The 22,973-nt window shown below is 60.0% G+C and carries 17 protein-coding genes; 6 read left to right on the top strand and 11 right to left on the bottom strand.

Annotated elements, in window-relative coordinates; translation table 11 throughout:
- Nucleotides 1-44: 44 nt before the first annotated feature.
- From SIAM614_RS00675 to SIAM614_RS00665, 3 genes are read right to left on the bottom strand one after another with little or no spacing between them, the layout of a single operon-like run.
- Nucleotides 45-629 (bottom strand): NUDIX domain-containing protein, encoded by a 585-nt coding sequence (locus tag SIAM614_RS00675; protein ID WP_006931246.1) that lies wholly within the window; start codon nucleotides 627-629, stop codon nucleotides 45-47.
- Between the two features lie 17 nt (nucleotides 630-646).
- Nucleotides 647-1,831 (bottom strand): CaiB/BaiF CoA transferase family protein, encoded by a 1,185-nt coding sequence (locus tag SIAM614_RS00670; RefSeq protein ID WP_006931245.1) that lies wholly within the window; start codon nucleotides 1,829-1,831, stop codon nucleotides 647-649.
- A 27-nt stretch (nucleotides 1,832-1,858) separates the two neighbouring features.
- Complete coding sequence (locus tag SIAM614_RS00665; RefSeq protein ID WP_006931244.1) at nucleotides 1,859-2,326, bottom strand: class I SAM-dependent methyltransferase; 468 nt, start codon at nucleotides 2,324-2,326, stop codon at nucleotides 1,859-1,861.
- A gap of 298 nt (nucleotides 2,327-2,624) precedes the next feature.
- Here SIAM614_RS00665 and pepN point away from each other — a divergent pair, with 298 nt between their 5' ends.
- Both pepN and SIAM614_RS00655 read left to right on the top strand, forming a co-directional pair.
- A complete protein-coding gene (pepN, locus tag SIAM614_RS00660) occupies nucleotides 2,625-5,270 on the top strand; it encodes an aminopeptidase N (protein ID WP_040438661.1) in 2,646 nt (881 codons plus the stop codon).
- A 157-nt stretch (nucleotides 5,271-5,427) separates the two neighbouring features.
- A complete protein-coding gene (locus SIAM614_RS00655; RefSeq protein ID WP_006931241.1) occupies nucleotides 5,428-7,782 on the top strand; it encodes a PAS domain-containing sensor histidine kinase in 2,355 nt (784 codons plus the stop codon).
- Nucleotides 7,783-7,914: 132 nt separating this feature from the next.
- On the opposite strand, the gene SIAM614_RS00650 is transcribed toward SIAM614_RS00655, so the two are convergent.
- From SIAM614_RS00650 to SIAM614_RS00625, 6 genes are all read right to left on the bottom strand, one after another.
- Nucleotides 7,915-8,808, bottom strand: coding sequence for an alpha/beta fold hydrolase (locus tag SIAM614_RS00650; protein WP_006931239.1), 894 nt, complete (start codon nucleotides 8,806-8,808; stop codon nucleotides 7,915-7,917).
- A gap of 113 nt (nucleotides 8,809-8,921) precedes the next feature.
- On the bottom strand, nucleotides 8,922-11,918 hold the full coding sequence (locus SIAM614_RS00645; RefSeq protein WP_006931233.1) for a bifunctional [glutamine synthetase] adenylyltransferase/[glutamine synthetase]-adenylyl-L-tyrosine phosphorylase: 2,997 nt from the start codon (nucleotides 11,916-11,918) through the stop codon (nucleotides 8,922-8,924).
- The gene (locus SIAM614_RS00640) at nucleotides 11,875-13,329 is read right to left on the bottom strand and encodes a sensor histidine kinase (RefSeq protein WP_006931232.1); all 1,455 of its coding nucleotides are present in this window, start codon (nucleotides 13,327-13,329) and stop codon (nucleotides 11,875-11,877) included. The genes SIAM614_RS00645 and SIAM614_RS00640 overlap by 44 nt, the downstream gene beginning before the upstream one ends.
- On the bottom strand, nucleotides 13,313-13,999 hold the full coding sequence (locus SIAM614_RS00635; RefSeq protein WP_006931231.1) for a response regulator transcription factor: 687 nt from the start codon (nucleotides 13,997-13,999) through the stop codon (nucleotides 13,313-13,315). The genes SIAM614_RS00640 and SIAM614_RS00635 overlap by 17 nt, the downstream gene beginning before the upstream one ends.
- Nucleotides 14,000-14,189: 190 nt before the next feature.
- Nucleotides 14,190-15,722 carry a Do family serine endopeptidase gene (locus SIAM614_RS00630; protein WP_040438658.1) on the bottom strand — a complete coding sequence of 511 codons (1,533 nt, stop codon included), beginning with the start codon at nucleotides 15,720-15,722 and terminating at the stop codon, nucleotides 14,190-14,192.
- A gap of 294 nt (nucleotides 15,723-16,016) precedes the next feature.
- Entirely contained in the window at nucleotides 16,017-16,688 is a 672-nt protein-coding gene (locus SIAM614_RS00625) for a glutathione S-transferase (RefSeq protein WP_208983864.1), read from the bottom strand.
- Nucleotides 16,689-16,817: 129 nt separating this feature from the next.
- On the opposite strand from SIAM614_RS00625, the gene SIAM614_RS00620 reads away from it, so the two are divergent.
- The 4 genes from SIAM614_RS00620 (at nucleotide 16,818) to SIAM614_RS00605 (ending at nucleotide 21,063) form a co-directional block, all read left to right on the top strand.
- Complete coding sequence (locus SIAM614_RS00620) at nucleotides 16,818-17,816, top strand: DUF2336 domain-containing protein (protein WP_006931228.1); 999 nt, start codon at nucleotides 16,818-16,820, stop codon at nucleotides 17,814-17,816.
- 124 nt (nucleotides 17,817-17,940) lie between these two features.
- Nucleotides 17,941-19,053: an HPP family protein gene (locus SIAM614_RS00615; protein WP_198137232.1), complete on the top strand. Its 1,113-nt coding sequence runs from the start codon at nucleotides 17,941-17,943 to the stop codon at nucleotides 19,051-19,053.
- A 39-nt stretch (nucleotides 19,054-19,092) separates the two neighbouring features.
- Nucleotides 19,093-19,773, top strand: a complete 681-nt coding sequence (locus tag SIAM614_RS00610) for a 5-formyltetrahydrofolate cyclo-ligase (RefSeq protein ID WP_006931225.1) — start codon at nucleotides 19,093-19,095, stop codon at nucleotides 19,771-19,773.
- Nucleotides 19,774-19,983: 210 nt separating this feature from the next.
- Nucleotides 19,984-21,063 (top strand): DUF2336 domain-containing protein, encoded by a 1,080-nt coding sequence (locus SIAM614_RS00605; RefSeq protein WP_006931224.1) that lies wholly within the window; start codon nucleotides 19,984-19,986, stop codon nucleotides 21,061-21,063.
- Nucleotides 21,064-21,087: 24 nt separating this feature from the next.
- On the opposite strand, the gene SIAM614_RS00600 is transcribed toward SIAM614_RS00605, so the two are convergent.
- Nucleotides 21,088-22,338, bottom strand: a complete 1,251-nt coding sequence (locus tag SIAM614_RS00600; RefSeq protein ID WP_006931223.1) for a bifunctional alpha/beta hydrolase/OsmC family protein — start codon at nucleotides 22,336-22,338, stop codon at nucleotides 21,088-21,090.
- Nucleotides 22,339-22,486: 148 nt separating this feature from the next.
- Nucleotides 22,487-22,972 (bottom strand): cytochrome c-type biogenesis protein, encoded by a 486-nt coding sequence (locus tag SIAM614_RS00595; RefSeq protein WP_006931222.1) that lies wholly within the window; start codon nucleotides 22,970-22,972, stop codon nucleotides 22,487-22,489.
- Nucleotide 22,973: the final 1 nt, after the last annotated feature.

Genomic DNA, 22,973 nt, shown 5'->3' with positions numbered 1-22,973 from the left:
CGACTTTCCACCGCAAAGGATTGCCGCTGCGATGTCTTTTGCCTTTAGCCGACCATTTGTCGCAGGGCCAGGTCCTGCAGCAGAACGATGGTCTTGACGTCCATGATCTCGCCAGACCGGATCATTTCAAGTGCCTGGTCGAGCGGGACGTGCAGCACCTCGATATCCTCACCCTCTGTTTCCTTACCGCCACCTGCGGCAACCTTGTCCTTCAGATGGTATGTCCCGCGGAAGAATGCCACATATTCCGTTACCGAGCCCGGGCTCATGAAGGCATCGAACAGGTGCTCGAGTTCGGACACCTGAAAGCCCGTCTCCTCCATCAGCTCCGCCCGCATCCGGTCCTCCGGATGCGCGCCTTCCAGAAGTCCGGCAGGCGCTTCAATCACCAGCGGATCGCGTCCCGCCGCCCAGACAGGCAGCCGGAACTGACGGGTCAGCAAAACGCAGTTCCGTTCCGGATCGTAAAGCAGGCAGGTTGCGCCATGGCCCTTGTCATAGACTTCGCGCACCTGCTCCTGCCAGGCTCCGTCCCGGCGCTTGTATGCGATCCGGTGACGGGTCAATGTGCCCCAGGCATCGGCCAGGACTTCGCTTTCGACCACCTTGAGGTAATCCGGAGTGCTCATGGAAGTGCTTTCTTGGTTCAGGATTTCGGGCCGTTTGCGATGCCGAGCTCCATCAGGATTTCGTCCGTATGCTCGCCAAGTGCGGGCGCTGCCCGATCCAGCACGAGCTGACCGTTCTTGAACCGGATAGGGGTGCGAACCGAGGCGACCGAGCCGCCGTCGACGCCGGTTGCCGGCAAGTCGACCTTCATCTGCCTGTGCAGCACCTGCTTGTCGTTGAAGACATCTTCCACGGAATTGATCGGTCCGGCCGGAACGCCCTCGCCTTCCAGAGCAGCCAGCAGATCGTCGCGCGCTCTGGTCGCCGTTTCCGCCGTCAGGATCGGTACAAGGTCCGAGCGGGCGGCAACCCTTGCAGCATTGGTTGCATAGCGCGGATTGTCGGCAAGTCCGGGCAGACCGAGAACGGCGCAAAGCCGCCTGAACTGGCCGTCATTGCCGACCGCGATGATCAGATGTCCGTCGCTGGCGGGAAAGACCTGGTAGGGAACGATGTTCGGATGTGCATTGCCCAGACGCTTCGGCGCTTTGCCCGAGACGAAATAGTTGAGGGCCTGGTTTGCCAGCACACCGACCTGCGCATCGAGCAGCGCCATGTCGACCCATTCTCCCTCGCCGGTTTCATCCCGCCGGCGCAGGGCGGCAAGAACACCAACGACACCATAAAGCCCGGTAAAGATATCCGCGAAGGCCACACCGATCTTCTGCGGGTCGCCTTCCGGGTCTCCGGTCAGATCCATGATGCCGCCCATGCCCTGGATCATGAAGTCGTAGCCGGCCCGATGCGCGTAGGGTCCGTCCTGGCCGAATCCGGTGATCGAGCAATAGATCAGCTTCGGATTGACCTTCGACAGGCTGTCGTAATCGAGGCCGTATTTGGCGAGCCCGCCAACCTTGAAGTTCTCGATCAGAATGTCGGCATCCGCCACCAGCCGGCGGACGAGCTCCTGGCCTTCCTGCGTCCGGAAATCCACCGCGATCGACCTTTTGCCGCGGTTGCAGGCATGGAAATAGGCTGCATCCCGGTCCGCGCCGGTCTCATCCCTGACGAAAGGCGGTCCCCAGCCCCGGGTATCGTCACCTTGCGGGCTTTCCACCTTGATGACGTCCGCCCCGAGATCCGCGAGGGTCTGGCCCGTCCAGGGTCCGGCCAGAATGCGGGCCAGTTCGACAACCTTGATACCTTTGAGCGGCGCGGTCATTTGTTTCTTCCTGAAGAATGCCGACGGTCAGGCTTCTGATGTCTTGCGGTAGATATGATAACGCCCCCGGTGAATGCCGTCCGGTTTCTTCACGGTTTCATAATTCGGAAGATCAAGTTCGAGCGCACAGAGAATAATGCCGCCTACGGCCATATGCGCATCGATTGACGGCGCCAGCCAGGCTGCGATCGAAAGGTCGTTGGTCGGATCCGCCGACCCGATGTCAATGTGGGCGAACGACGCCTTTGCACCGATCCGAGGCCCGCAAAAATCAAGCGTATCGCGAATATTGCCAAGGATCATGTGGTTGGCATCCGGAGCACAGCTCGGATGGCAATCCATGGCGAAATCGAACACGAATATTTCCTTGTTGGGATAAATCTCGCGCAAATGGTCATATGTCCGGCCATTGCCCAACCCCAGTTCAAGGATCGGTCCGTCGACCTCGTTGACCTTGTCGATCAGAAATTCGAGCAATATTTTCTGCGATGTCATTCGGCGAATAAAACTGTCCAAACGGCTCATAAAAAAAGTTCCCTGCAACTTGCGAAGCCCATGACATAGACAATGCCCCGGCTGGCGTCAAAACCTCCCATCTGCTTTTACCTATTATCAAAAGGCTTACAAACCAGCAGCCGTTGCGGAAGGTCAAAGAGGACTTTGCCGTAATCGGCGATCATGCTAACGCCTAGAGCATCCTCACAATTCCATGAGGGTGCGTTTCCGGTCCCGGCCGGAACGTTCCAGGCAGGCTCTGGCAGGCCCTTGCGCCTCACATCAGCAGGAGATTTCGATGCGTTCCGAAACGGCGCCAGCCATACGGCTGGAAGACTATAAACCGCCACTCTATCGCATCGACAAGGTCGCCCTGAACGTTGAGCTGACCCCCAAAGCAACGCGCGTTACCGCTACTCTTCAGGTCAAAAGGCAGCCGGACACTGCAGCCGGCGCTTCGCTGGTACTGGATGGTGACGAATTGTCGCTTGCCGGCATCCTTTTGAACGGCAAGACGCTTGACGAAACCGCCTACACCGCGACCGCCGAACGCCTCGAACTTCTTTCTCCGCCTGCCGAGCCGTTCGAACTGACACTGGTGACCGAACTTGATCCGGACGCGAACACCAAGCTGATGGGCCTTTACCGCTCCTCCGGGACCTATTGTACCCAATGCGAGGCCGAGGGCTTTCGAAGGATCACCTATTTCCTCGACCGTCCGGATATCCTTGCGGTCTACACGACACGTCTGGAAGCCTCGAAGGCGGAGTGCCCGGTTCTATTGGCCAATGGCAACCTTGCAGAGGCCGGGGACATCGAGGGCACGGACAGACACTACGCCATCTGGCACGACCCTCATCCCAAGCCGGCCTATCTGTTCGCGCTCGTTGCTGGTGATCTCGCGGAGGTTCCGGACAGGTTCACGACCATGTCGGGCAAGGACGTTGCGCTCAATATCTATGTCGAGCACGGCAAGGAGGGCTTGTGCGACTGGGCCATGGATTCCCTCAAGCGATCCATGCGCTGGGACGAGGAAGTGTTTGGCCGCGAATACGATCTGGATGTATTCAACATCGTTGCCGTGTCGGACTTCAACATGGGCGCGATGGAAAACAAGGGCCTTAACATCTTCAACGACAAATACGTTCTGGCCGACCCGGAAACGGCGACCGATCAGGACTATGCCAACATCGAAGCGGTCATCGCACACGAATACTTCCACAACTGGACCGGAAACCGCATCACCTGCCGGGACTGGTTCCAGTTGTGCCTGAAGGAAGGCCTGACGGTCTTCCGCGATCAGGAGTTTTCCTCCGACATGCGCTCGCGCCCCGCCAAGCGCATTGCGGATGTGCGTTTGCTGAAATCGCATCAGTTCCCGGAGGACGCAGGCCCGCTCGCACACCCCGTGCGTCCGCGAACCTACCACGAAATCAACAACTTCTATACAGCCACCGTTTATGAAAAGGGCGCTGAAGTTGTCCGTATGCTCCAGACGCTTCTGGGAAAGCAGGCGTTCCGCAAGGGGCTGGATCTCTATTTCGAGCGTCACGACGGAGAGGCAACCACGATCGAAGCCTTCCTGGCCTGTTTCGAGGAAGCCTCTTCCACCGATCTCGAACAGTTCTCGCTCTGGTACGAGCAAGCCGGAACGCCCGTTGTGTCGGTGGAAACGGAATATGATCCCGACCGCAAGACCTTCTCCGTTTCGCTGTCACAGGAAATCCCGCCTCTCGCTGGTCAGAAATCCAGCAAACCAGCCGTCATCCCGCTGCGTTTCGGGCTGGTCGGCCCGAATGGCGAGGATATGGAGACAGGCCCTGTCGAGGGCGCAAAGGTGAACGGCGATGTGCTGGTGCTCGACAAGGCCCATCAGGATGTCGTCTTCCAAAATGTCGCCGCGGCTCCCGTTCTCTCCCTCCTGCGCGGCTTCTCCGCACCCGTCCGGCTGAACCAGCCTCTTCATTCGAAGGACCTTCTGTTTCTGGCGGCACAGGATCGGGACCCGTTCAATCGCTGGCAAGCGGTTCAGACGCTGGCGATGCAGGACCTTGTCAGGCTTGCCGGCCTTGTGCGTGAGGGTGCAGAAGGCGCTCCATCTGAAGACGTCATCGGTGTCCTCGCATCCGTACTGGATGAAACCCAGCTCGACGAAGCCTTGCGCGCGCAGGCGCTCACCCTGCCGAGCGAGGCGGATATCGCCCAGGAAATCGGCAAGGACGTCAACCCGGACGCCGTCCATGCGGCCCGTGAAATGCTACGACGTGCGGTCGCCACCCGCCTTGGCCCATCGCTGTTGCCTTTCATTTCCGGCCACTCTGCCGGCGGGTCCTATTCCCCGGATGCACAGGCAGCCGGAAAACGGGCGCTCGCAAACCGGTGTCTGCATTATTACGCGGCCTCCGGCGCGGATGACGCGGCCGATCTAGTGTGGTCCCGGTTCACTTCAGCCGACAACATGACCGACCGGCTTGCCGCGCTTACGCTGCTGGTTCACGACCACATGCCGAGGGAAGAGGAAGCGCTTGCCGCTTACCGGAAGCGACACATGGACAGCTCGCTTGCCATGGACAAGTGGTTCATGACCCAGGCCATGGCCCCAGGCGACCAAACGCTGGAACGGGTCAAGGCCTTGATGTCGGACCCTTCCTATGATGCGGGCAATCCCAACCGGGTCCGGTCGCTTCTACAGTCCTTCGCCACCGGCAACCCAACACAGTTTGCCCGTGCGGACGGTGCCGGTTTTGAACTGGTGGCCGAATCAGTTCTGGACATCGACAAGCGAAATCCACAAGTGGCATCAAGACTTCTGACGAGCTTCCGCTCGTGGCGCGCACTTGACCCACAAAGAAGTGCCCTTGCTGAATCTGCACTCCTGAGGGTTTCAGCATGCGAAAATCTGTCGAGAGACAGCCGCGACATTGTCGACAGAACCTTGCAGTAGTCTGCAATACTGAGAAAAGTTAACGAAAGAACCGGAAAACCGGGTTCGCGTTAACCATTTTATTCTTGGCCGGGTCTGGACAAGAACCGACGATTTGATTCAAATGGAAGTGATTCGGGGGTCACTCCGACGCGGCGGTTTTTGAGGCACACTTCCAATGGCGAGAGCAATAGCTGGCGACGCATCTTCGCGGCGCGGCGAGAAGGAGTCTGAGTGGGACACAGACGCAGGCACGAAACGCCTGCCTCTACGCACCATCCTCGGCTCCCTTGCCGAAAGCCTGGCCCGTTCCGACAGCCTGATGCGGCGTCTCATACCGGGCCTCGCCATTGTCTTCATCGTCATTCTGGCACTCTTCCGCACGGGCGACCTGGTCACTGACTACACCAGAACCCAGGAAACCGCACAGATGACGTTGAGCCTGATGGCAACCGTCGTTGCCAGCGGCCTCATGTCTTCGGAAAGCGACCTGCCCGAAACGGGCTATCGGACAACCTTGAAACGCATCCTTGCCGACAGTCTGCCCTCCGGGGCGACCAGCAAGGGCCGCATCTATCTTGTCGCCGACCAATCCGGCACCATCGTGGCCTCCGCACCGCTCCAGCCTGCCCTGGAAAGCCGTCCGATCAGCGACCTGCTCGGCCCGTCGCAGCCTCTCATGGTGTTCGGCGCCCGCGCAGGTGTCATGCCTGTGGTTACCAACCTCGGCGGCAGCAAGGGCGAGGAACAGGTTCTGGCGACGGTTCATCACCTCGACGGACGGCTTGGAATGGTTGCGGTTCTGCAGCCTGAAAATGCAATCTTCAGCCAGTGGCGGGACGATCTGTCGGCAAATGTGACGCTGTTCGTCGGCACGTCTCTGGTCCTGCTGGCGGTTATCTACGGCTTCTTCAGCCAGGCGACCCGCGCGGAAGCAGCCGACGACATGTACGCGGCGACCCGCGCCCGCATCGACACCGCCCTCACCCACGGCCGCTGCGGACTGTTCGACTGGGATCTGTCGCGCGGCAGAATGTTCTGGTCATCCTCGCTCTACGAGTTGCTCGGACGCGAACCGAAGGACGACATTCTCAGCTTTGCCGATGTCGCCGACATTACCCATCCCGATGACATCGACCTTCTGGGCCTTGCCGAACATCTGCTGGAAAGCGGCGAGACGCTGGTCGATGAAACCTTCCGCATGCGCCATGCTGACGGTAGCTGGATCTGGCTGCGCGCCCGCGGCGAGATCCAGTCCGAGCCCGGCCGTGCCGAGCCGCACCTCATCGGGATCTGCATCGACATCACCGAACAGCACGAGCTGGCCGAACAAAGCCGCATGGCCGACCTGCGCCTGCGGGACGCGATCGAGACCATCTCGGAAGCTTTTGTTCTGTGGAACGCGCGCAACGAGCTCGTGATCTGCAATTCCAACTATCAGTCGCTGCACAGCCTGCCGAATTCCGTGATCAAACCGGGCACTCCCTACAAGGACGTGATGGCGGCCGCCTCCAATGCGGAAGTGGCACCACACCCGGTCACCTTGCGCCAGCGCGGCGGCGCACCGGATGGCTCTTACGAAGCGCAACTGGAAGACGGCCGCTGGCTGCAGATTTCCGAGCGGCGCACAAAGGACGGCGGTTTCGTGTCTGTCGGCACGGATATTACCGCGCTGAAGAAACACGAAGAAAAGCTGGTCGATTCCGAAAAGCGTCTTAAGGCGACCGTGACCGATCTTCAGAAGTCCCGCCAGACGCTTGAAGTCCAGGCCCGCCAGCTTGTGGAAATGGCCGACAAGTACCAGGAAGAAAAGACCCGCGCGGAAGCCGCGAACAAGGCAAAGTCGGAGTTTCTGGCCAATATCTCCCATGAACTGAGAACGCCGCTGAACGCCATCATCGGGTTCTCCGACATCATGACGCAGGAAATGTTCGGCCCGGTCGGCACGGACCGCTATTCGGACTACTGCAAGGACATCTATTCCTCCGGCACGTACCTCCTGAACGTGATCAACGACATTCTCGACATGTCCAAGATCGAAGCCGGCCGCATGACCATCGAGACGGAAACCGTCAATGCGTCGGAGTCTGCCGAAGATGCCAGCCGCATCGTCACCGGAGCGGCAACCGAAAAGAACATTACCGTCACCACCGACGTCGTTGAAAACGTCTCGGTGCATGCCGACAAGCGGGCGCTGAAACAGATCCTGCTGAACCTGCTGGCCAATGCGGTGAAGTTCACGCCCGACAATGGCACTGTCACGCTCAAGGCCCGGCCGCGCGGCGACAAGCTGCACTTTGAAGTAATCGACACCGGCATCGGCATTTCTGAGCGCGATATCGAACGTCTTGCTCAGCCGTTCGTGCAGGTGGAAAACCAGTTTACCAAGACCCACCAGGGGTCCGGGCTTGGACTTGCCATCGCCCGTTCGCTGGTCGAGTTGCACGGCGGCGCGCTGGTGATCAAGTCGGAAGTCAAGAAAGGCACGACTGTCAGCTTCACGCTACCGCTCGCCGAGAAGGAAACTGCCTGACGCACGTCATAGTGCAGCTGGTACACCCCTCCGAATGCGGTCTCAACAGCCTGGGCATCCACACAAAGACAAACCGCCCATCTGAAGATGGTTCCCCTCAGATGAGCGCAGATTTGTGTGCCGCAACAAAGCTCACCCTTTGCCGCGTGCAGCCATCAGTTCGCGCAGGATGTCGTGTGCACGGGTCCACAGCAACGCGCCGCCCTCTTCGGCAAGGAACCGGCGGCTTGCGTTCGGCAATCTCTCTGCGAGTGACCGACCGAAGTCAGGTGAATGGACCGGACTGCCATCCTTGCCGCCATACCAAAGCGTGACCGGACAATTGATCCGGCCAAGGTCGACACCCCACGGTGTCAGCGCTGCAAGCGTGTCGAGGACATAACCTTTCGGCCCCTGCCTGAAGCCTTCGCGAAGGGCATGCCTGTAAGCCGAAGCAAAAGGCTCAGCACCATAGACCGTCTGGTCTTCCGGCGAACTCATCGACAGGACAAGATCATAGAAGCCATCCGGCTCGGCGAAACCTTCCAGCATCGCAGAAAACCCGGCCGGATCTTCCTGCGCATGCCGGGTCATCTGCGTCACCTGGTCCGGCAACCGGTCGGCGAACTCCGGGCGGTAGAGTTCATCCTGACCTGAGACGATCGCCAGGGAGCTTGCGGTTCCGTGTGCTGCAGCAGCAAATGCGAAAGGCGCCCCTTGCGAAAAGGCAGCCATGGGGATGCTGGTTCGACCAAGGCTTTCGACAAGTTCGCCTATGTCCCGCGCGACGCTTGCCAATGTCTTGTCCGGATCAGCGGAGGACGCACCGAGCCCCGGTCTGTCCGGTGCGATAAGCCGGATATGAAGATCTTCGAGATGTTCCTGGCCAAAGCCGAGTGTTCCGGCCATGCCGGCCCCTGTCAGAAACAGAACCGGCTCGCCCCTTTCAGGTCCCCATTCGGACCAGGCGAGCACACGGTTGCCGGCAAGCGTGATGCTGCCTTTGCGATCCGGGCGACGGACCGCTTCATCAGGTGAAAAAGTCATGACGTTTCTCAGGAAATGGGGAAGGGTTCGCTCAGATGAGCGCAAAAGGATTTGAAATCGGCCGCCGGCGCGGTCTCTCCCTAGCCCAATGAAAACGGCTTTGCAATCCGAGTCTAGCTGCTGACCGTTTCAACCTCGCCAATCAGCCGCACGAAGGTCTCGCGCACCTTTGCCTGAAGGTCTGCAAGTTCCGCTTCCAGCCGGGCAAAGGTCGGGCTGCCGGAGGCCTGCACCAGAAGGTCCAGAACACCGCGCGGCGCTTCCGCTGGCACGAATTTGCCGGAAAGGGCCAGCCGCAACACCTGGGTAAGGCGGTGATAAAGACGGAGGGCCTCCAACAGAAGGCCGGCATCGCCAAGGGTGAGGAAGCCTGCATCGCGCAACAGCTCCAGCGCCCGCTCCGTGCTTTGGGCCAGGATCTCCGGATTTTCCTGAGCATGTGCCAGTTGCAGAAACTGGGACAGAAACTCGATATCGACCAGACCACCGGCCACCTGTTTCAGGTCCCAGACATCCTTGGTGCCTTTTTCCTTCTCGATCCGGGCGCGCATGGTGCGGACATCGTCAGCGAGCTTCGTCAGGTCACGCGACTGAACCAGCGTGCCGCTGATGCTGTCGACGATCTTCTGCTTGAACTCCGGCGTCGTGGAGGCAATCACGCGTCCACGCGTCAGGGCCATATGCTCCCAGGTCCAGGCTTCCTTCTTCTGGTAGGCTATGAAGCCGTCAAGATTGGTCGCCAGCGGTCCTGCGTTACCGGACGGACGGAGCCGGAAATCAACCTCATAAAGCGAGCCCTCCGCCGTCGGTGCGCTGAGGGCCGTTACCAGCCGCTGGGTCAGGCGCGTATAATATTGCGTGATTGCCAGCGGCCTCTTGCCGTCGGATTGCTTAACGTCCTCCGGAGCGTCATAAAGCAGGATCAGATCGAGATCGGAGGCCGCCGTCATTTCGCGCCCCCCCAGCTTGCCCATGGCCAGAACGGCGACATTGCCGCCCGGCACCGTGCCGTGGCTTTCGCCGACATGGACAATCACCTGCTTCAGGATGCGGTCGACCACAACTTCCGCCAGCCGTGCCAGTGCAAACCCCACCCGGTCGGCGGAGAGCGTATCGGAAATCATCCGCAGGCCGATCAGGAACTGCTGCTCCTGGGTGAAGATCCGCGCCCGGTCCAGCGCTTCCTCGTAAAAGCGGGCTTGAGACAGTGTCCGGTCCAGCCCGGCACGAAACTCCTCCACGCTCGGCATCGCGCCAAAGAAGGCGGGATCCAGAACCGCATCCAGCACATGCACGCGTTTGGACACCGTCTCGGCCATCCGCGGTGCGGCGCCCATTGTGGTCGCCAGAAGCGTCAGGAGCTGTGGATTGGATCTCAGCAGCGAGAACAACTGCACCCCGGCCGGAAGCTTGCCCAGAAAGCTGTCGAAGGCTCGCAGCGCGGCATCCGCATTGTCGGTTGCTGCCAGCGCGCTGAGAAGCGCCGGATGCATTTCGGTCAGCCGCTCGCGTGCCTTGGTCGAACGGGTGCATGGATAGCGGCCGAAATGCCAGGCCTTGACGATGGCTGCCGCTTCCGCCGGCTGCTTGAAACCTAGACCGGCGAGCGTTTCCAGCGTGCCGGGGTCGTGATCGTCGCCGGTGAAGACCAGATTGCCCAGCTCGGAAGAAAGCGCCGGCTCATCTTCGAACAGTTCGGCATAATGATGCTGGACCGTCCGCAAATGGTGGAGCAATGCGTCTTCGAAAGCAGCGAGCGTGTCGTAACCCATCAGGGCGGACACCCGTTTCATACCCTCCTCATCCTTGGGCAGAAGCTGGGTTTGCTCGTCGTTGAGCATCTGAATGCGATGTTCGACATTGCGCAGGAACCGGTAGGCAGAGGCCATCTCGTCGCGTGTCTTGCCCTTGATCCAATCGGCCTCGACCAGCGCATCCAGCATGTCGAGCGTGCGCCGCCCGCGAAGCGCCGGGTTGCGACCACCGGCGATCAACTGCTGGGTCTGGACGAAGAACTCCACTTCGCGGATGCCGCCACGGCCAAGCTTCACGTTGTGCCCTGCAACTGCAATGGCACCATGGCCCTTGTGCATATGGATCTGGCGCTTGATCGACTGCACGTCGGCGATTGCCGCAAAGTCCAGATATTTGCGCCAGATGAACGGCACGATTTCATGGAGGAAGGATTCACCGGCCGGAATGTCGCCGGCACATGGCCGCGCCTTGATCAGCGCCGCCCGTTCCCAGTTCTGGCCGAGGGACTCATAGTAGACCAGCGCGGCGGGAACCGACATGGCCAGCGGAGTAGCCCCAGGGTCGGGGCGCAGGCGCAGGTCGGTGCGGAAGACATATCCGTCCGCGGTCCGGTCCTGCATGATCTTGACCAGGCGGCGGGTCAGCCGGACGAATTCCACCGGCGCTTCCGCCGATCCGACCATTGGTGCCTTGGCTGGATCGTACAGAACGATCAGATCGATGTCGGACGAGTAGTTCAGTTCATTCGCGCCGTGCTTGCCCATGGCAAGAACGATAAAGCCGCTGTCGACTTCCGGCTTTTCCGGGTCGTGGGGGTCGAATTTGTTCCGGCGGACAAGATCGCCGAGACAGAACCTGATGGCGGCCGTGAGCGCTGCGTCTGCAAATCCGGCCAGGGCACCGGTAACGCTGGTCAGGCCGATTGCGCCGGAAATATCGGCAAGGCCGAGCGTCAACGCGAGATCATGCTTGAAAAGGCGCAAGGTCCGCATGATGCCGGCCTCGTCTTCAGCACGTGCTTCGCGGGCGTCTGACAAAAGGTTTTCCAGACGGGTTTCCGGTGCTTCCTTCAACAGGCGAAGCAGGCGCTGCGGATCGGCGAGCATCAGATCACGCAGATAGGGTGAGTTCCCGATTACCCCGAGCAGAAACCCTTCCAGATCCGGCTTTTCCTGCAAAAGGGACTTCAGCGCCTCGCCGGCCTCGGCATCGGACAGAAGATCTTTCAGGAAGAGGGCTGCATGATCGGGATCAGGCGCCGTGGGCACCACTGCGATCCGGTCGGCCAGAATGCCCGGGGCACCGTCCTGGCTAGTCCCCTTCCCCAGATTGCCCGGCTGTGCCGCCTTGTTCATGCCCGCTCCTGCTGCTGTCCGGTTTCACCGGCTTGAGATCGATCCGGGCACTAAGCCCCGGGTCCTCATTCATGAAGCGCAAGTCTCCACCATGCAAGCGGGCAACCGCCTTGACCAGACTCAATCCAAGGCCCGTTCCCGGTTCCGAACGACTTTCTTCCAGCCTGACGAAGCGTTCCTTGACCCGGTCCTGATCCTTTTCCGGAATACCAGGGCCGTTGTCAGTGACGCTGAGGACGATCCGGCCATCCTCTTCGCGGCCACCGAGGCAGATCCGCAAGGCACCGGTTTGCGGCCGCCCGTATTTCAGCGCATTCTCGATCAGGTTCACCAGCACCTGACTGATCAGGTCGCGGTTGCAATCCGCCATCAGCCCTTCAGGCAGATCGGTTTCAAGCTTGCCGCCTTCGTCTTCCACCAGCGGTTCATAAAGTTCGGCAACTTCTGCGACCAGCTTGTTGAGATCGGTCGGCTCCATCACGGAAGCCGGAGCCATGGATTCAACCCGCGCGATGCGCAACAGCGCATTGAAGATCCTCAAAAGCTGATCGGATTCCTCCAGTGTCGCTTCCAGGGCACCGCGATAGCCCTCCTCCCCTTTTGCTTCGCGCAGGGCGTTTTCAATCCGGGTTTGAAGGCGGGTCAGCGGTGTTTTCAGATCATGGGCGATGTTGTCGGTGACATCCTTCATCGACTGCATCAGGAGTTCGATCCGGTCCAGCATGGTATTGAGATTGATCGCCAGACGGTCGAACTCGTCGTTGTTTCCGGTCACGGTCAGCCGACCGGAAAGTTCGCCTTGCATGATCGTGCGGCTGGTGGCCGAAATCTCGTCGATGCGCTTCATCACCCGGCGGCTGACAAACAGCCAGGTGATCGCCGCCATGACCACCACGACGACGAGCCACAGCCGCAAGGCGTTGGCGAGAAGGTTGGAAAACCGGAGCTGGTCGCCCAGGTCCCGTCCAACCAGCAGACGGAAGCCGCCGCGCAGCTCAAAGGTGCGCACCATGGCCTGGCGCTCGACGTCTTCGGAATCCTGGCCGAGCCGCGTATAGCGAACCCGCCGCAATCCGCCGTCGGCTTCTTCCAGAACGGTGGTAGGCAGGCGGGCAATGTTGCCGACGAGCGCATTGCCCGCGAAATCGACCAGAAGATAGAGGCTGGCGTCGGGATGACGGGAACGCGTATCGATGGTTTCGACAAGGTCCCGCACACCGCCGCGCACATAGACATCGGCAAGTGTCTTCAGTTCCGAATCCACGGACTGAACCACCTGCTCGGACATCAGATTGTCCGTGTTGTCCGCAATATAGAACAGCAACACCCCGGACATCACCGTGAAGACGGCAATGTAGAGCAGCGACAGCTTGAAGGCTGTGGTTCTGGTAAACCTAGTGAGCCGCGTCACGGATCGTGTATCCGGCACCCCGGATGGTGTGCAGCAGAGGTGTGTCGAAACCCTTGTCGATCTTGCCGCGCAGACGGGAGATATGAACGTCGATCACGTTGGTCTGCGGATCGAAGTGATATTCCCAGACATTTTCGAGCAGCATCGTGCGGGTCACCACCTGGCCAGCGTTCTGCATGAGATATTCCAGAAGGCGGAATTCGCGCGGCTGCAAGGGAATTTCCGTTTCGCCGCGGCGACAGGAATGGGCCATGCGGTCGAGTGTCAGGTCACCGACGGTGTAGGTGGTTTCAATCTGGCTGGCCGACTTGGGGCGCCGGGCCAATGCTTCGATCCGGGCCAGCAATTCGGTAAAGGCATAAGGTTTGGGCAGATAGTCGTCGCCGCCGGCCTTGAGGCCCTTGACGCGGTCATCGACCTGGCCGAGCGCGGACAGGATCAGAACCGGCGTGTGGTTGCCTTGCCGGCGCAGCTCCTGAATGACCGAAAGGCCATCCATCTTCGGCAACATGCGGTCCACGATGAGGATGTCGTAGTCTCTGTCGAGGGCCATATCCAGACCGGCCGGTCCATCGGCCGCCTGGTCGGCGGTGTGGCCCAGTTCACTCAAACCCTTGACGAGGTAGCTTGCAGCTTCCGGGTCGTCTTCTATGACAAGAATCCTCAACATCCCATCCTTTTAGCTTGAGTTGGCCCTAAAGAAAATGCTGGCGGCGGCGATGGATGTGAGAGTCGCCGCCGCCAGTCAGTCAGGGTTTAGCAGATAAACCCTTGGCAAAGACCGGCCCGTCGGGGTTTGGGGGCAGAGGGCAGGCCGGTCTTGCCTCACAGGTCCGGTTCGGGGCGGAACCGGTCCCTGATCAGGCGAGGTTCATGGGCAGGGCCACGAACCGGGTGTTGTTGTTGCTTTCAACCCGGAACAGAACCGCCTTGCGGCCATCCTTTTCCGCCTTTTCCAGTGCCTTGAGCACATCGGACGGGCTGTTGACCTTCATGCCGGCGACTTCCAGGATGACGTCTCCGGTGTTGAGGCGCTTTTCGGCAGCCGGGCTGTCTGGATCGATTTCGGCGATAACCACGCCGTCACCTTCCATGCCTGCTTCGGCTTTCGTGGTCAGGACCAGGCCGAGATCATCAAGGCTGGTCTTGCTTTCAGCGGCTTCCGGCTGGACGGCTGCAACCCGATCCGGCTCCTGCAGGCGGCCAAGGGTAACGATGACGTCCTCTTTCTGACCGTCACGCCAGACCGTGATGTCCACGTTGCTGTCCGGCTCGTAAGCCGCAATGATCTTGGACAGCTCGCGCGGGCCTTTCACTTCGGTGCCATCAACGGCAAGGATGGTGTCGCCCGAGCGCAGGCCAGCCTTCTGAGCCGGGCTGTTTTCCTGCGCTTCCGCGACAATCGCGCCACGGGCCTCATCGAGGCCAAGGCTTTCCGCGATGTCATCGGTCACATTCTGGATCTGAACACCCAGCCAGCCGCGAACGACTGTGCCGTCGTCCTTCAGCTCCATGATGACATCCTGCGCGGTCGAAGCCGGAATTGCGAAGGCGATACCGACGTTGCCGCCGGACGGCGAGAAGATCGCCGCGTTCACACCGATCACTTCACCATGCATGTTGAAGGCCGGGCCACCGGAATTACCGCGGTTGACCGGGGCATCGATCTGGATGAAGTCGTCGTAGGGGCCTGCGCCGATGTCACGGCCGCGCGCCGAGACGATACCGGCCGTAACGGAGCCGCCGAGACCGAACGGATTGCCAATGGCCACGGTCCATTCACCGACCTGCGGTGCTTCCTTGGCGAATTCGACATAGGTGAACTTGTCGCCGCTATCGACTTTCAGGAGCGCAAGGTCGGTACGCTTGTCGGCGCCGATGAGCTTGGCATCGTATTCCTTGCCATCCCGGTCGATGACGGTGAACTCGGTGCCGTTTTCAATCACGTGATGATTGGTCACAAGGTAACCGTCATCGGAGATGAAGAAGCCGGAGCCCTGGGAAATGCCGTACTGGCGCGGGGCACGGCGCTGGTTTTGCTGCTGCTCACCACCCTTGCCGCCGAAATCGCGGAAAAAGCGCTGGAACGGGTGACCGTCGGGCAGACCCTTGAAGAAATCCTCGAAGCTGTCGTTGCCGCCATCGAAGTTCATCATGCGCGGCTCTGCGGCCTGCTTGACCTGAACACTAACGACCGCCGGGCTGACGGCGCTGACGACGTGGGAGAAGTCCAGCGGAGCCGCGGTATCGACACGAACCGCATCTGCCAGAGCCAGTTGGCTCGGAACGATGGTCTGTGCCGTCAGAAGTCCGGCTGCGCCGAGCGCAACGACGCCTGCCAGCAATTTGGCGCGACGGGAGCGCAGGGGAGAAACTGAGCGACTGTTTTGCATGTTGTCTTCCTCTTTCGAGATACGGTTTGAAGGCCATTTCCAGGAACGCTGGCGGGGAAAGCGCCCCAGGTTCGAAAGTGAAAGTATGTCAGCCAGTCTTACAGGCGCCTGTCGGCGGCATTACGGTTTTGTAAGGTTGGGAACCGGGCAGGAAACCCTGAGGAAATCCGCGGACTTTTCGCGGTAAAAAGCTGCAATTTCTTGTCCGCCGGACCATCGGCAGGCAAGAAAACCGGCGTCAGCGGACAGAAACGGTTGCTGCGGCGGGTAACAAGACGGTCCCGGCCCGGGGAATCAGGACGTGGGATTCGCTTCTGAAGGAAAGAAGACCGGCGTGTCCCCCGCCCGCCACGGGCTCCATTTCGACATCACGGATTGAAACCGGGAAGAATTCTCGAAGGCTTCCAGCCAGGCCTTCAGGGACGTCCAGTCCTGGCTGTCGAACCAGCTTCGGTCCGCGTTTGCGAACTGACGAACAAACGGCAGGATTGCATAATCGGCAAGTGAACCCCTGCTGCCGAAAAGCCAGGGCCTGTCGGTCAGACGTCTTTCCAGATGCCAGAGAAAGTCCGCAGCCCCGGCTTGCTCTGTTTCCCTGTCCGCATCCGGATATCTCGTATCGTATTTGTAGCGGTCGAGGTTGCGTTTGAACGGACCGTCGCAGTCGGCAATCTGCGCCAGCATTTCATCGAGATCGCCCTCCTCCGGTCTGAGCCAGCTTTCCGGATCGGCGCGTTGCAGCGCCCAGAGCATGATCTCGAGGCTTTCGTCGATGACCGTGTCATCGGCCTTCAGGCAGGGAACGGTCGCGGAAGGGGAGGTTTCCAGAAACTCGGGAGCCTTGTCCCGCAGGAGAATTTCCCGCAATTCGACCTGTTCACCGCTGGCGGCAATCGAGAGCCTTGCCCTGATGGCATAGGGGCAGCGGCGAAAAGAATAGAGGATCGGCATAAAAGTTGCGTTCATGGGCGTGAAATGACGCATTGGTGCAGTCAGGTCAACACTGGCGACGATACCTCGCGGCAACGACTCAATTGGTGTTTTTCACAGGTTATAAAGGAAATTCAGGGAAACTTATGCCGATAGGGTACGGACATGAGTGACTCGCTTCTTAAGCTTGCTAAGGACAGTTCTTCGGAGAAAAAACACGAGCTCGCCGAGCACGTGACCGGCCTGCTTGTTGCCCGCGCGGACGATCCAGGTTCTGAAGAAACCCACCTTCTGAACAATATGCTTGAGGGCGTCTACGATTCTCTGGCACTCGACGCCAAGCGCAAGATGTCGGAACGCCTTGCAGACGTTCGCTCCATGTCGTCCAAACTTGCGGCCGCCATGGCCAGCGACGAGTTGCCTGTTGCCCAGGCCATTCTGGAACGCTCGAAGTCTCTCCGCGAAGAAGACCAGCGCAAGATTGCGGAAACCAGGGACCAGGGTTACCTCCTTGCCCTCGCCAAGCGCGATCACGTCAGCAATGACATCAGCGACATCCTGATCAAGCGTGGCGGCAAGGAAGTCAAACACATGCTGGCTGCCAACCTTGGCGCAGAGATCACCATGCCGGTGTTCGAAAGCCTGGTGAAGGACATGCCAAAGCAGCTTGGCGACCGCATCCGGCACTTGCGCAAGTCAAACGAAGAGTTGCTGGAGGATCTGTTCCGGGACGACGGCGAAGTCGCGGCGGGTGCGGAACTGGTGAAAAAGCAATCCAAGATCAGCCCGAAAGCCTGGCTGATGGGCATCCGGCTCGGCAAGACGACCCTGAACAAGGCGGTTTACCAACTGGCCCAGGAACACAACCTTCTGGACGCGGTTGCCCTGCTCTCGTTCTTCTCCGGCCTCGACATGAAATATGTCCATAACCTCATGGTCCGGTTCGACTCCACCGGCATCGCCACGGTCTGCCGCGCCACAGGCATCGGCGCGATGGAGTTTCAGGCCGTGTGCAAGGAACGCTGCAAGCACCTGAAGTTTCCCGAAAGCACGGGCAGCAAGTGGCTGACCAACTATCACATGCTCGATGACACCGATGCCCGTCGCCTTCTGACACTGATGAAAATCAAGCTGAAGGCCATCAAGCACGAACAGGCGGCCTGACCGCAAACGCTGGCGGGATGAAAATCCGTTTCGCTGCAAAGCGGAAATTGAGTTTCAAAATCCAAGTCATCGCCGTAAAAATCGCCTAGAACTTGTGCAAATGCATATTTTTCAGGCGACTTTCATGCAATCCGACCGCAAATCAAGTTTCCGGACCGCTCTTGCTCCTGCGCTGCCGTGGCCGCAGCCGGCCGAGGCATTCCTGGCCATGCTTGGCGGCGCGGCGGGCATCGGCGCCTGTGCCCTGATGGTCTGGGGAATGCACGAATATGGAAGTTTGCCGCTGTTTCTGATGGCTCCTCTCGGAGCCAGCGCCGTCCTCGTCTTTGCCGTTCCGAACAGCCCACTCGCACAGCCGTGGTCCGCGATCCTCGGCAACACGCTGTCGGCAGTTTGCGGTGTGGTGGCGGTTGGCCTGCTGCCTACCGAAACAGCGCCTGTCCTGGCTGTAGCGCTTGCCTTTGCCGCAATGATGCTCGGCCGGGCCCTTCATCCGCCCGGCGGTGCTGTCGCGCTGTTGATCGGGCTGTCGCCGAACCTTCTGACGGAAGTCGGTGCCGTGATGGTGGTCGTCAACACGGCTGTCATGACAAGCGTACTGGTGGCGTCCGGTCTGGTGTTTCATCGGTATTCCGGGCGTAAGTATCCCTTCAGAACCAGCCTTTCGCAAAGCGGGCCTCCACCGATGCGGCGCCTTGGACTGACAGAGGATAATCTGTCGAGTGTGCTGTCGAAGTTTCACCAGTCGACCAACCTTGGCGCGGTCGACCTGGCGCGGCTCGTGGCCGCGGTGGAAGCAGAGCTGATCCAGCCTCCGTTCGAAGGGGTCTCATGCGCCGATGCCGTAAGCCCGGATGATACGACTGTTCTTCCCGAGACGGACTTTCACACCCTTGTCGGCAAACTTGAGCAAAGCGGGAAACCGGTCGTTGCCGTTGTCGGCACGGATGGCCGCCTTGCCGGCCTGGTCGACCAGCGTGACCTGTTGCACCAATTGACCGGGACCACGCAGGACGTCCCCTGTCCTCCAGCGGGCCGGCTTGCCCGGGACATCATGCGCGCTCCCGTGACGTCTTTCGACGGCAGCCTGCCGCTTGGTGATGCACTGCATGTCATGGTTCGCGATAATCTCGATCATGTGCCGGTGAGCCAGGATGGAACTTTCCTGGGATTTCTGACCAGATCTCTTCTGCTTGAGGCACTGGTCTGGCCGGTGGCGGACAGAAAGGTCGCCTGACACGGAGAGGCACAAGGACACCGAAAGGAGTTATCCGGAATGAACGATGACGTCGATCTGCCGGGAGACCCTGTCTGCTTTGCCGACAAGCTGGTTGCCGGTTTTGTCGTGGATCAGCAGACGTTCCGTGATGTCAGCCGTTTCCGCGCATCCGAACGCACCCGCCTGTATGAAAAGCGGAAGGGACTGAACAGTGCCGAGCGGGCGGAAAAGACGACAGCCCTGATCGACCAGCTTCGCCCGGTGCTGGAGGCCGCGAATTTTCAGACCATCTCCTTCTATTGGCCGATCCGCGGCGAACCGGATTTGCGCCCCTTGATGGCGGTCCTGAGCAAAGCAGGTAAAACCGTTCTTCTGCCGGTGGTTCCGGAAAAGCAGACGCCGTTGATCTTCCGCGCCTGGCAGCCCGGATGCGCAATGACGCGAGGCCTCTGGAACATACCCGTGCCGGGAGAAGGTGCGGCGCAGATACCGGAGGTGGTGATTGCCCCACTGGTTGGTGTCGACAGCCATTTCTATCGCCTCGGCAACGGCGGCGGCTATTACGACCGCACGCTGGCATCGCTGCCGGCCAAACCACTGACGATCGGCATCGGATTTGCCTTTTGCAGGATCCCGTCGATCTTTCCGATGCCCTGGGATGTGCCAATGGACAAGGTTGTCCTCGATACAGGCGCTGAAACGAAGGGACCGGCAAATCGCGCCTCGCCCCAACTCTGAGTTACGTAAAGCAACCTAATCTTGACAATTCAGACGACTTGCGAAGCAAAGTATATAACGAGATTGCCTCCTTCGCAGATAAAGTCCGCGACATATACTGTCAATAATACCGATACCCTAAGAGATTTATCCTTTTTTCATCCTGTGCTTTAGACAGTTGTAAACTGTCTGCACGGTAGTTCTGTTGTAAGAAAAACGGACAGCTCAAAGATGCTCAACGACCTTCTCAGCCTCGCTCAGGAAAGCACCCCGGAAAAACGCCACCAGCTGGTGGAACACGTTACCGAGCTTTTTGTACGCGGCGCGAACAGTTACCAGACAGAAGAAATCGCTCTGTTCAACACGGTGTTGGAAAGCATGCTTCCCTCCATGGAACCTGAACAGAAGAAGGCGATTTCCGAGCAACTGGCGCCGATAGACGACACCTCCCACAAGGTCGCCTATGAGCTTGCCCGGGAAGAGATCGACATTGCGCGGCCGATGCTAACGTCCTCCAATGCTCTCAAGACCGAGGACATCCTTCGGCTGGCCAAGACCATGGGCCAGGGTCACCTCTTGGCAATTTCCAAACGTCAGCATCTTGAAGCCAATGTTACAGACGTGCTTCTGGAACGCGGCGAAAGCCCGGTCAAGCAATCGGTTGCAGCCAACGCCGGCGCGGAGTTTTCCGACTGGGGCTCCCGTCTTCTGATCAAGCTCGCGGAGCAGGACGAAAAAATCCGCGACGCGATGATGGAACGCGCGGACATTACCGAGTCCGATTACGACAAACTGATCAACCAGATGCCGGATGCCCAGCAGGCGAAGATCCGCAAGCTGCGCCAGGAAAACGAGACCCTGATCCAGGATCTCTTCCACAAGGCCAGCAAGGTTGTCGCCAGCTCCAAGCTGGAACGCAAGGCGACCCGGATCAACGCCAAGGTCACGTTGAAGGAAATCCGGGCCGGGCAACGTTCGCTCAGCAAGGCGATCACCCAGCTTTCGTTGTCGAACAACCTGTTCGACATCTGTTTCCTTCTGGCGGAAATGGCCGGTCTGGAGCAGAAATACGTCACCAACGTCATGGTGCGCTACGATTCCACCGGCGTCGCGGTTCTGTGCCGTGCCATGGGCGTGGAAAACGCGGATTACACCGCGTTGTGCAAGGCCCGGGCGATGCACAACAAGCAGCCTCAGTCGACCGCGGAAAACTGGGCCAACGACTATCAGTCGCTGTCAGATCGTGACGCCCGCAGGCTTCTGTCCTTCATGAAAATCCGCCTGCAGACCCTGGAAGGTCAGGCGGCCTGAGGCCGCCTCCCCGCTTCCCTTCAATCACGCCTCCGGTGTGCCGGACGGCACTTCCCGCGTCACCACGGCCGCGCCTGCTTCCAGGGTACGATGCACGGGACATTTGTCGGCGATTTCAAGCATCCGGGTCCGCGTCGCTTCGTCCAGGTTTCCTTCCAGCGTGATCATGCGCTCGAACCGGTCGATCTTGCCGCCTCTCGACTTCACGCTTTCAGAACACTCTTTGCAATCGTCAGCATGCACCTTGCCGTGCAGAACGCGCGTGCCGATCCGGTCGACGTCGAGCCCCTTGCGTTCGGCGTACATACGCAATGTCATCACTGTGCAGGCGCCAAGAGCGGCGGACAGAAAGCCATAGGGCGACGGGCCGCTGTCGATACCGCCGACGTCCCTTGGTTCGTCGGCGATCATGCGGTGCTTGCCGCTGTTGACCATGACCTGAAACTTGCCCTGCCCGGTCTCAACCACCTCAACGCCGTCCTTCACCTCGTCGTCGGCGCTCTCCTCCACGGGATCGAGATAGCGTCCAACCCAGCCCGCAATCACGCGGGCCGCATAGGCGGCGTCCTGGCTTTTCGACAGAAGATGATCCGCCGTATCCAGAGAGACGAAGCTTTTGGGATGCTTTGCGGCGACGAAAATGCTGGTGGCGTTGTCGATGCCGACAACTTCATCAAGCGGGGCGTGCATCACCAGAAGCGCCTTGCCGAGACTTGCGACCTTGTCCCGAACGGACTGGGTTTCCAGATCCTCCAGAAACTCCTTGCGGATGGTGAAGCTGCGCCCTTCGAGACAGACTTCGCCCTGGCCCTGCTGGCGGATCGTGTCTTCCTCACCCTTGAAGCTGTGGATGACGTGATCTGCGTCCGAGGGCGCCCCAATCGTCACGACGGCCCGCACTTCGGGAATGTCGGCGGCAACGGACAGAACGGCGGCTCCGCCGAGCGAGTGTCCGATCAACAACTGTGGGGCCTGATAGTTCCGGCGCAGGTAGTCTGCAGCCCGTTTCAGGTCCTCGACATTGGAGGAAAAGCCGGTCGAGGCGAAATCACCGCCACTGCCGCCAAGGCCGGTGAAATCGAACCGGAGCACGGCGATGCCTTCCTGCGAAAGCGCGCTGGCGATATGGCGAGCAGCAGCGATGTCCTTCGAGCAGGTAAAGCAGTGCGCAAACAGGGCAAACGCCCTGATGTTGCCAGAAGGCAAGTCCAGCCGGGCGGCGAGGCTTGCCTCGTGCGCTCCGTCAAATTCCAGTTTCAGCGGGTGCTGTCCCATTCTGCTGCCTCCATGCGGTCGTTCGACCTCAGGTAATCACACCTGACCGTGATACAAGTCACGCCTTGGTGTGAACACAGTGACCACGGTCCCTGAACGACCTGAAGGAAATCAGGGCCGCCCTCCCGGGAACTGGAAGTCGGAACGGTCAGTCGGTCTTGTCCAGCAATGCCTGCAGGCGGCGTTCTTCGTCGGCTGTCAGGGTGGAGGCGGACGTATCGGTTGACGCAGACCGATTGCGGGCACGCTTGCGCAGTGCCGCGCCAATCGCAATCAGGCCTGCGATCAAAGCCACCGGACCGGCCGCCCAGAGCACAATGGTGTGCCAGGCAAAACGGGGCTTCAGCAGCACGAACTCGCCATAGCGGGAGACGAGATAATCGACCACCTGCTCGTCGCTGTCCCCAGCGACCAGCCGCTCGCGCACCAGAATGCGCAGATCCTTGGCCAGAGGCGCGTCGCTATCATCGATGGACTGGTTCTGGCACACCATGCAGCGCAGTTCCGACGACAGCGCCCGGGCCCGGCTTTCCAGAACCGGATCGTCCAGAACTTCGTCCGGGGCAACGGCAAGAGCCGGTCCGGCAAGAAGGCTGAGGCCAAGCAGCAGGGCAAGGAAAAGGCGCTGTATCATC

Source organism: Roseibium aggregatum IAM 12614 (genome assembly GCF_000168975.1).
Classification (GTDB): domain Bacteria; phylum Pseudomonadota; class Alphaproteobacteria; order Rhizobiales; family Stappiaceae; genus Roseibium; species Roseibium aggregatum.
This window is presented reverse-complemented; position numbering and strand designations above follow the sequence as displayed.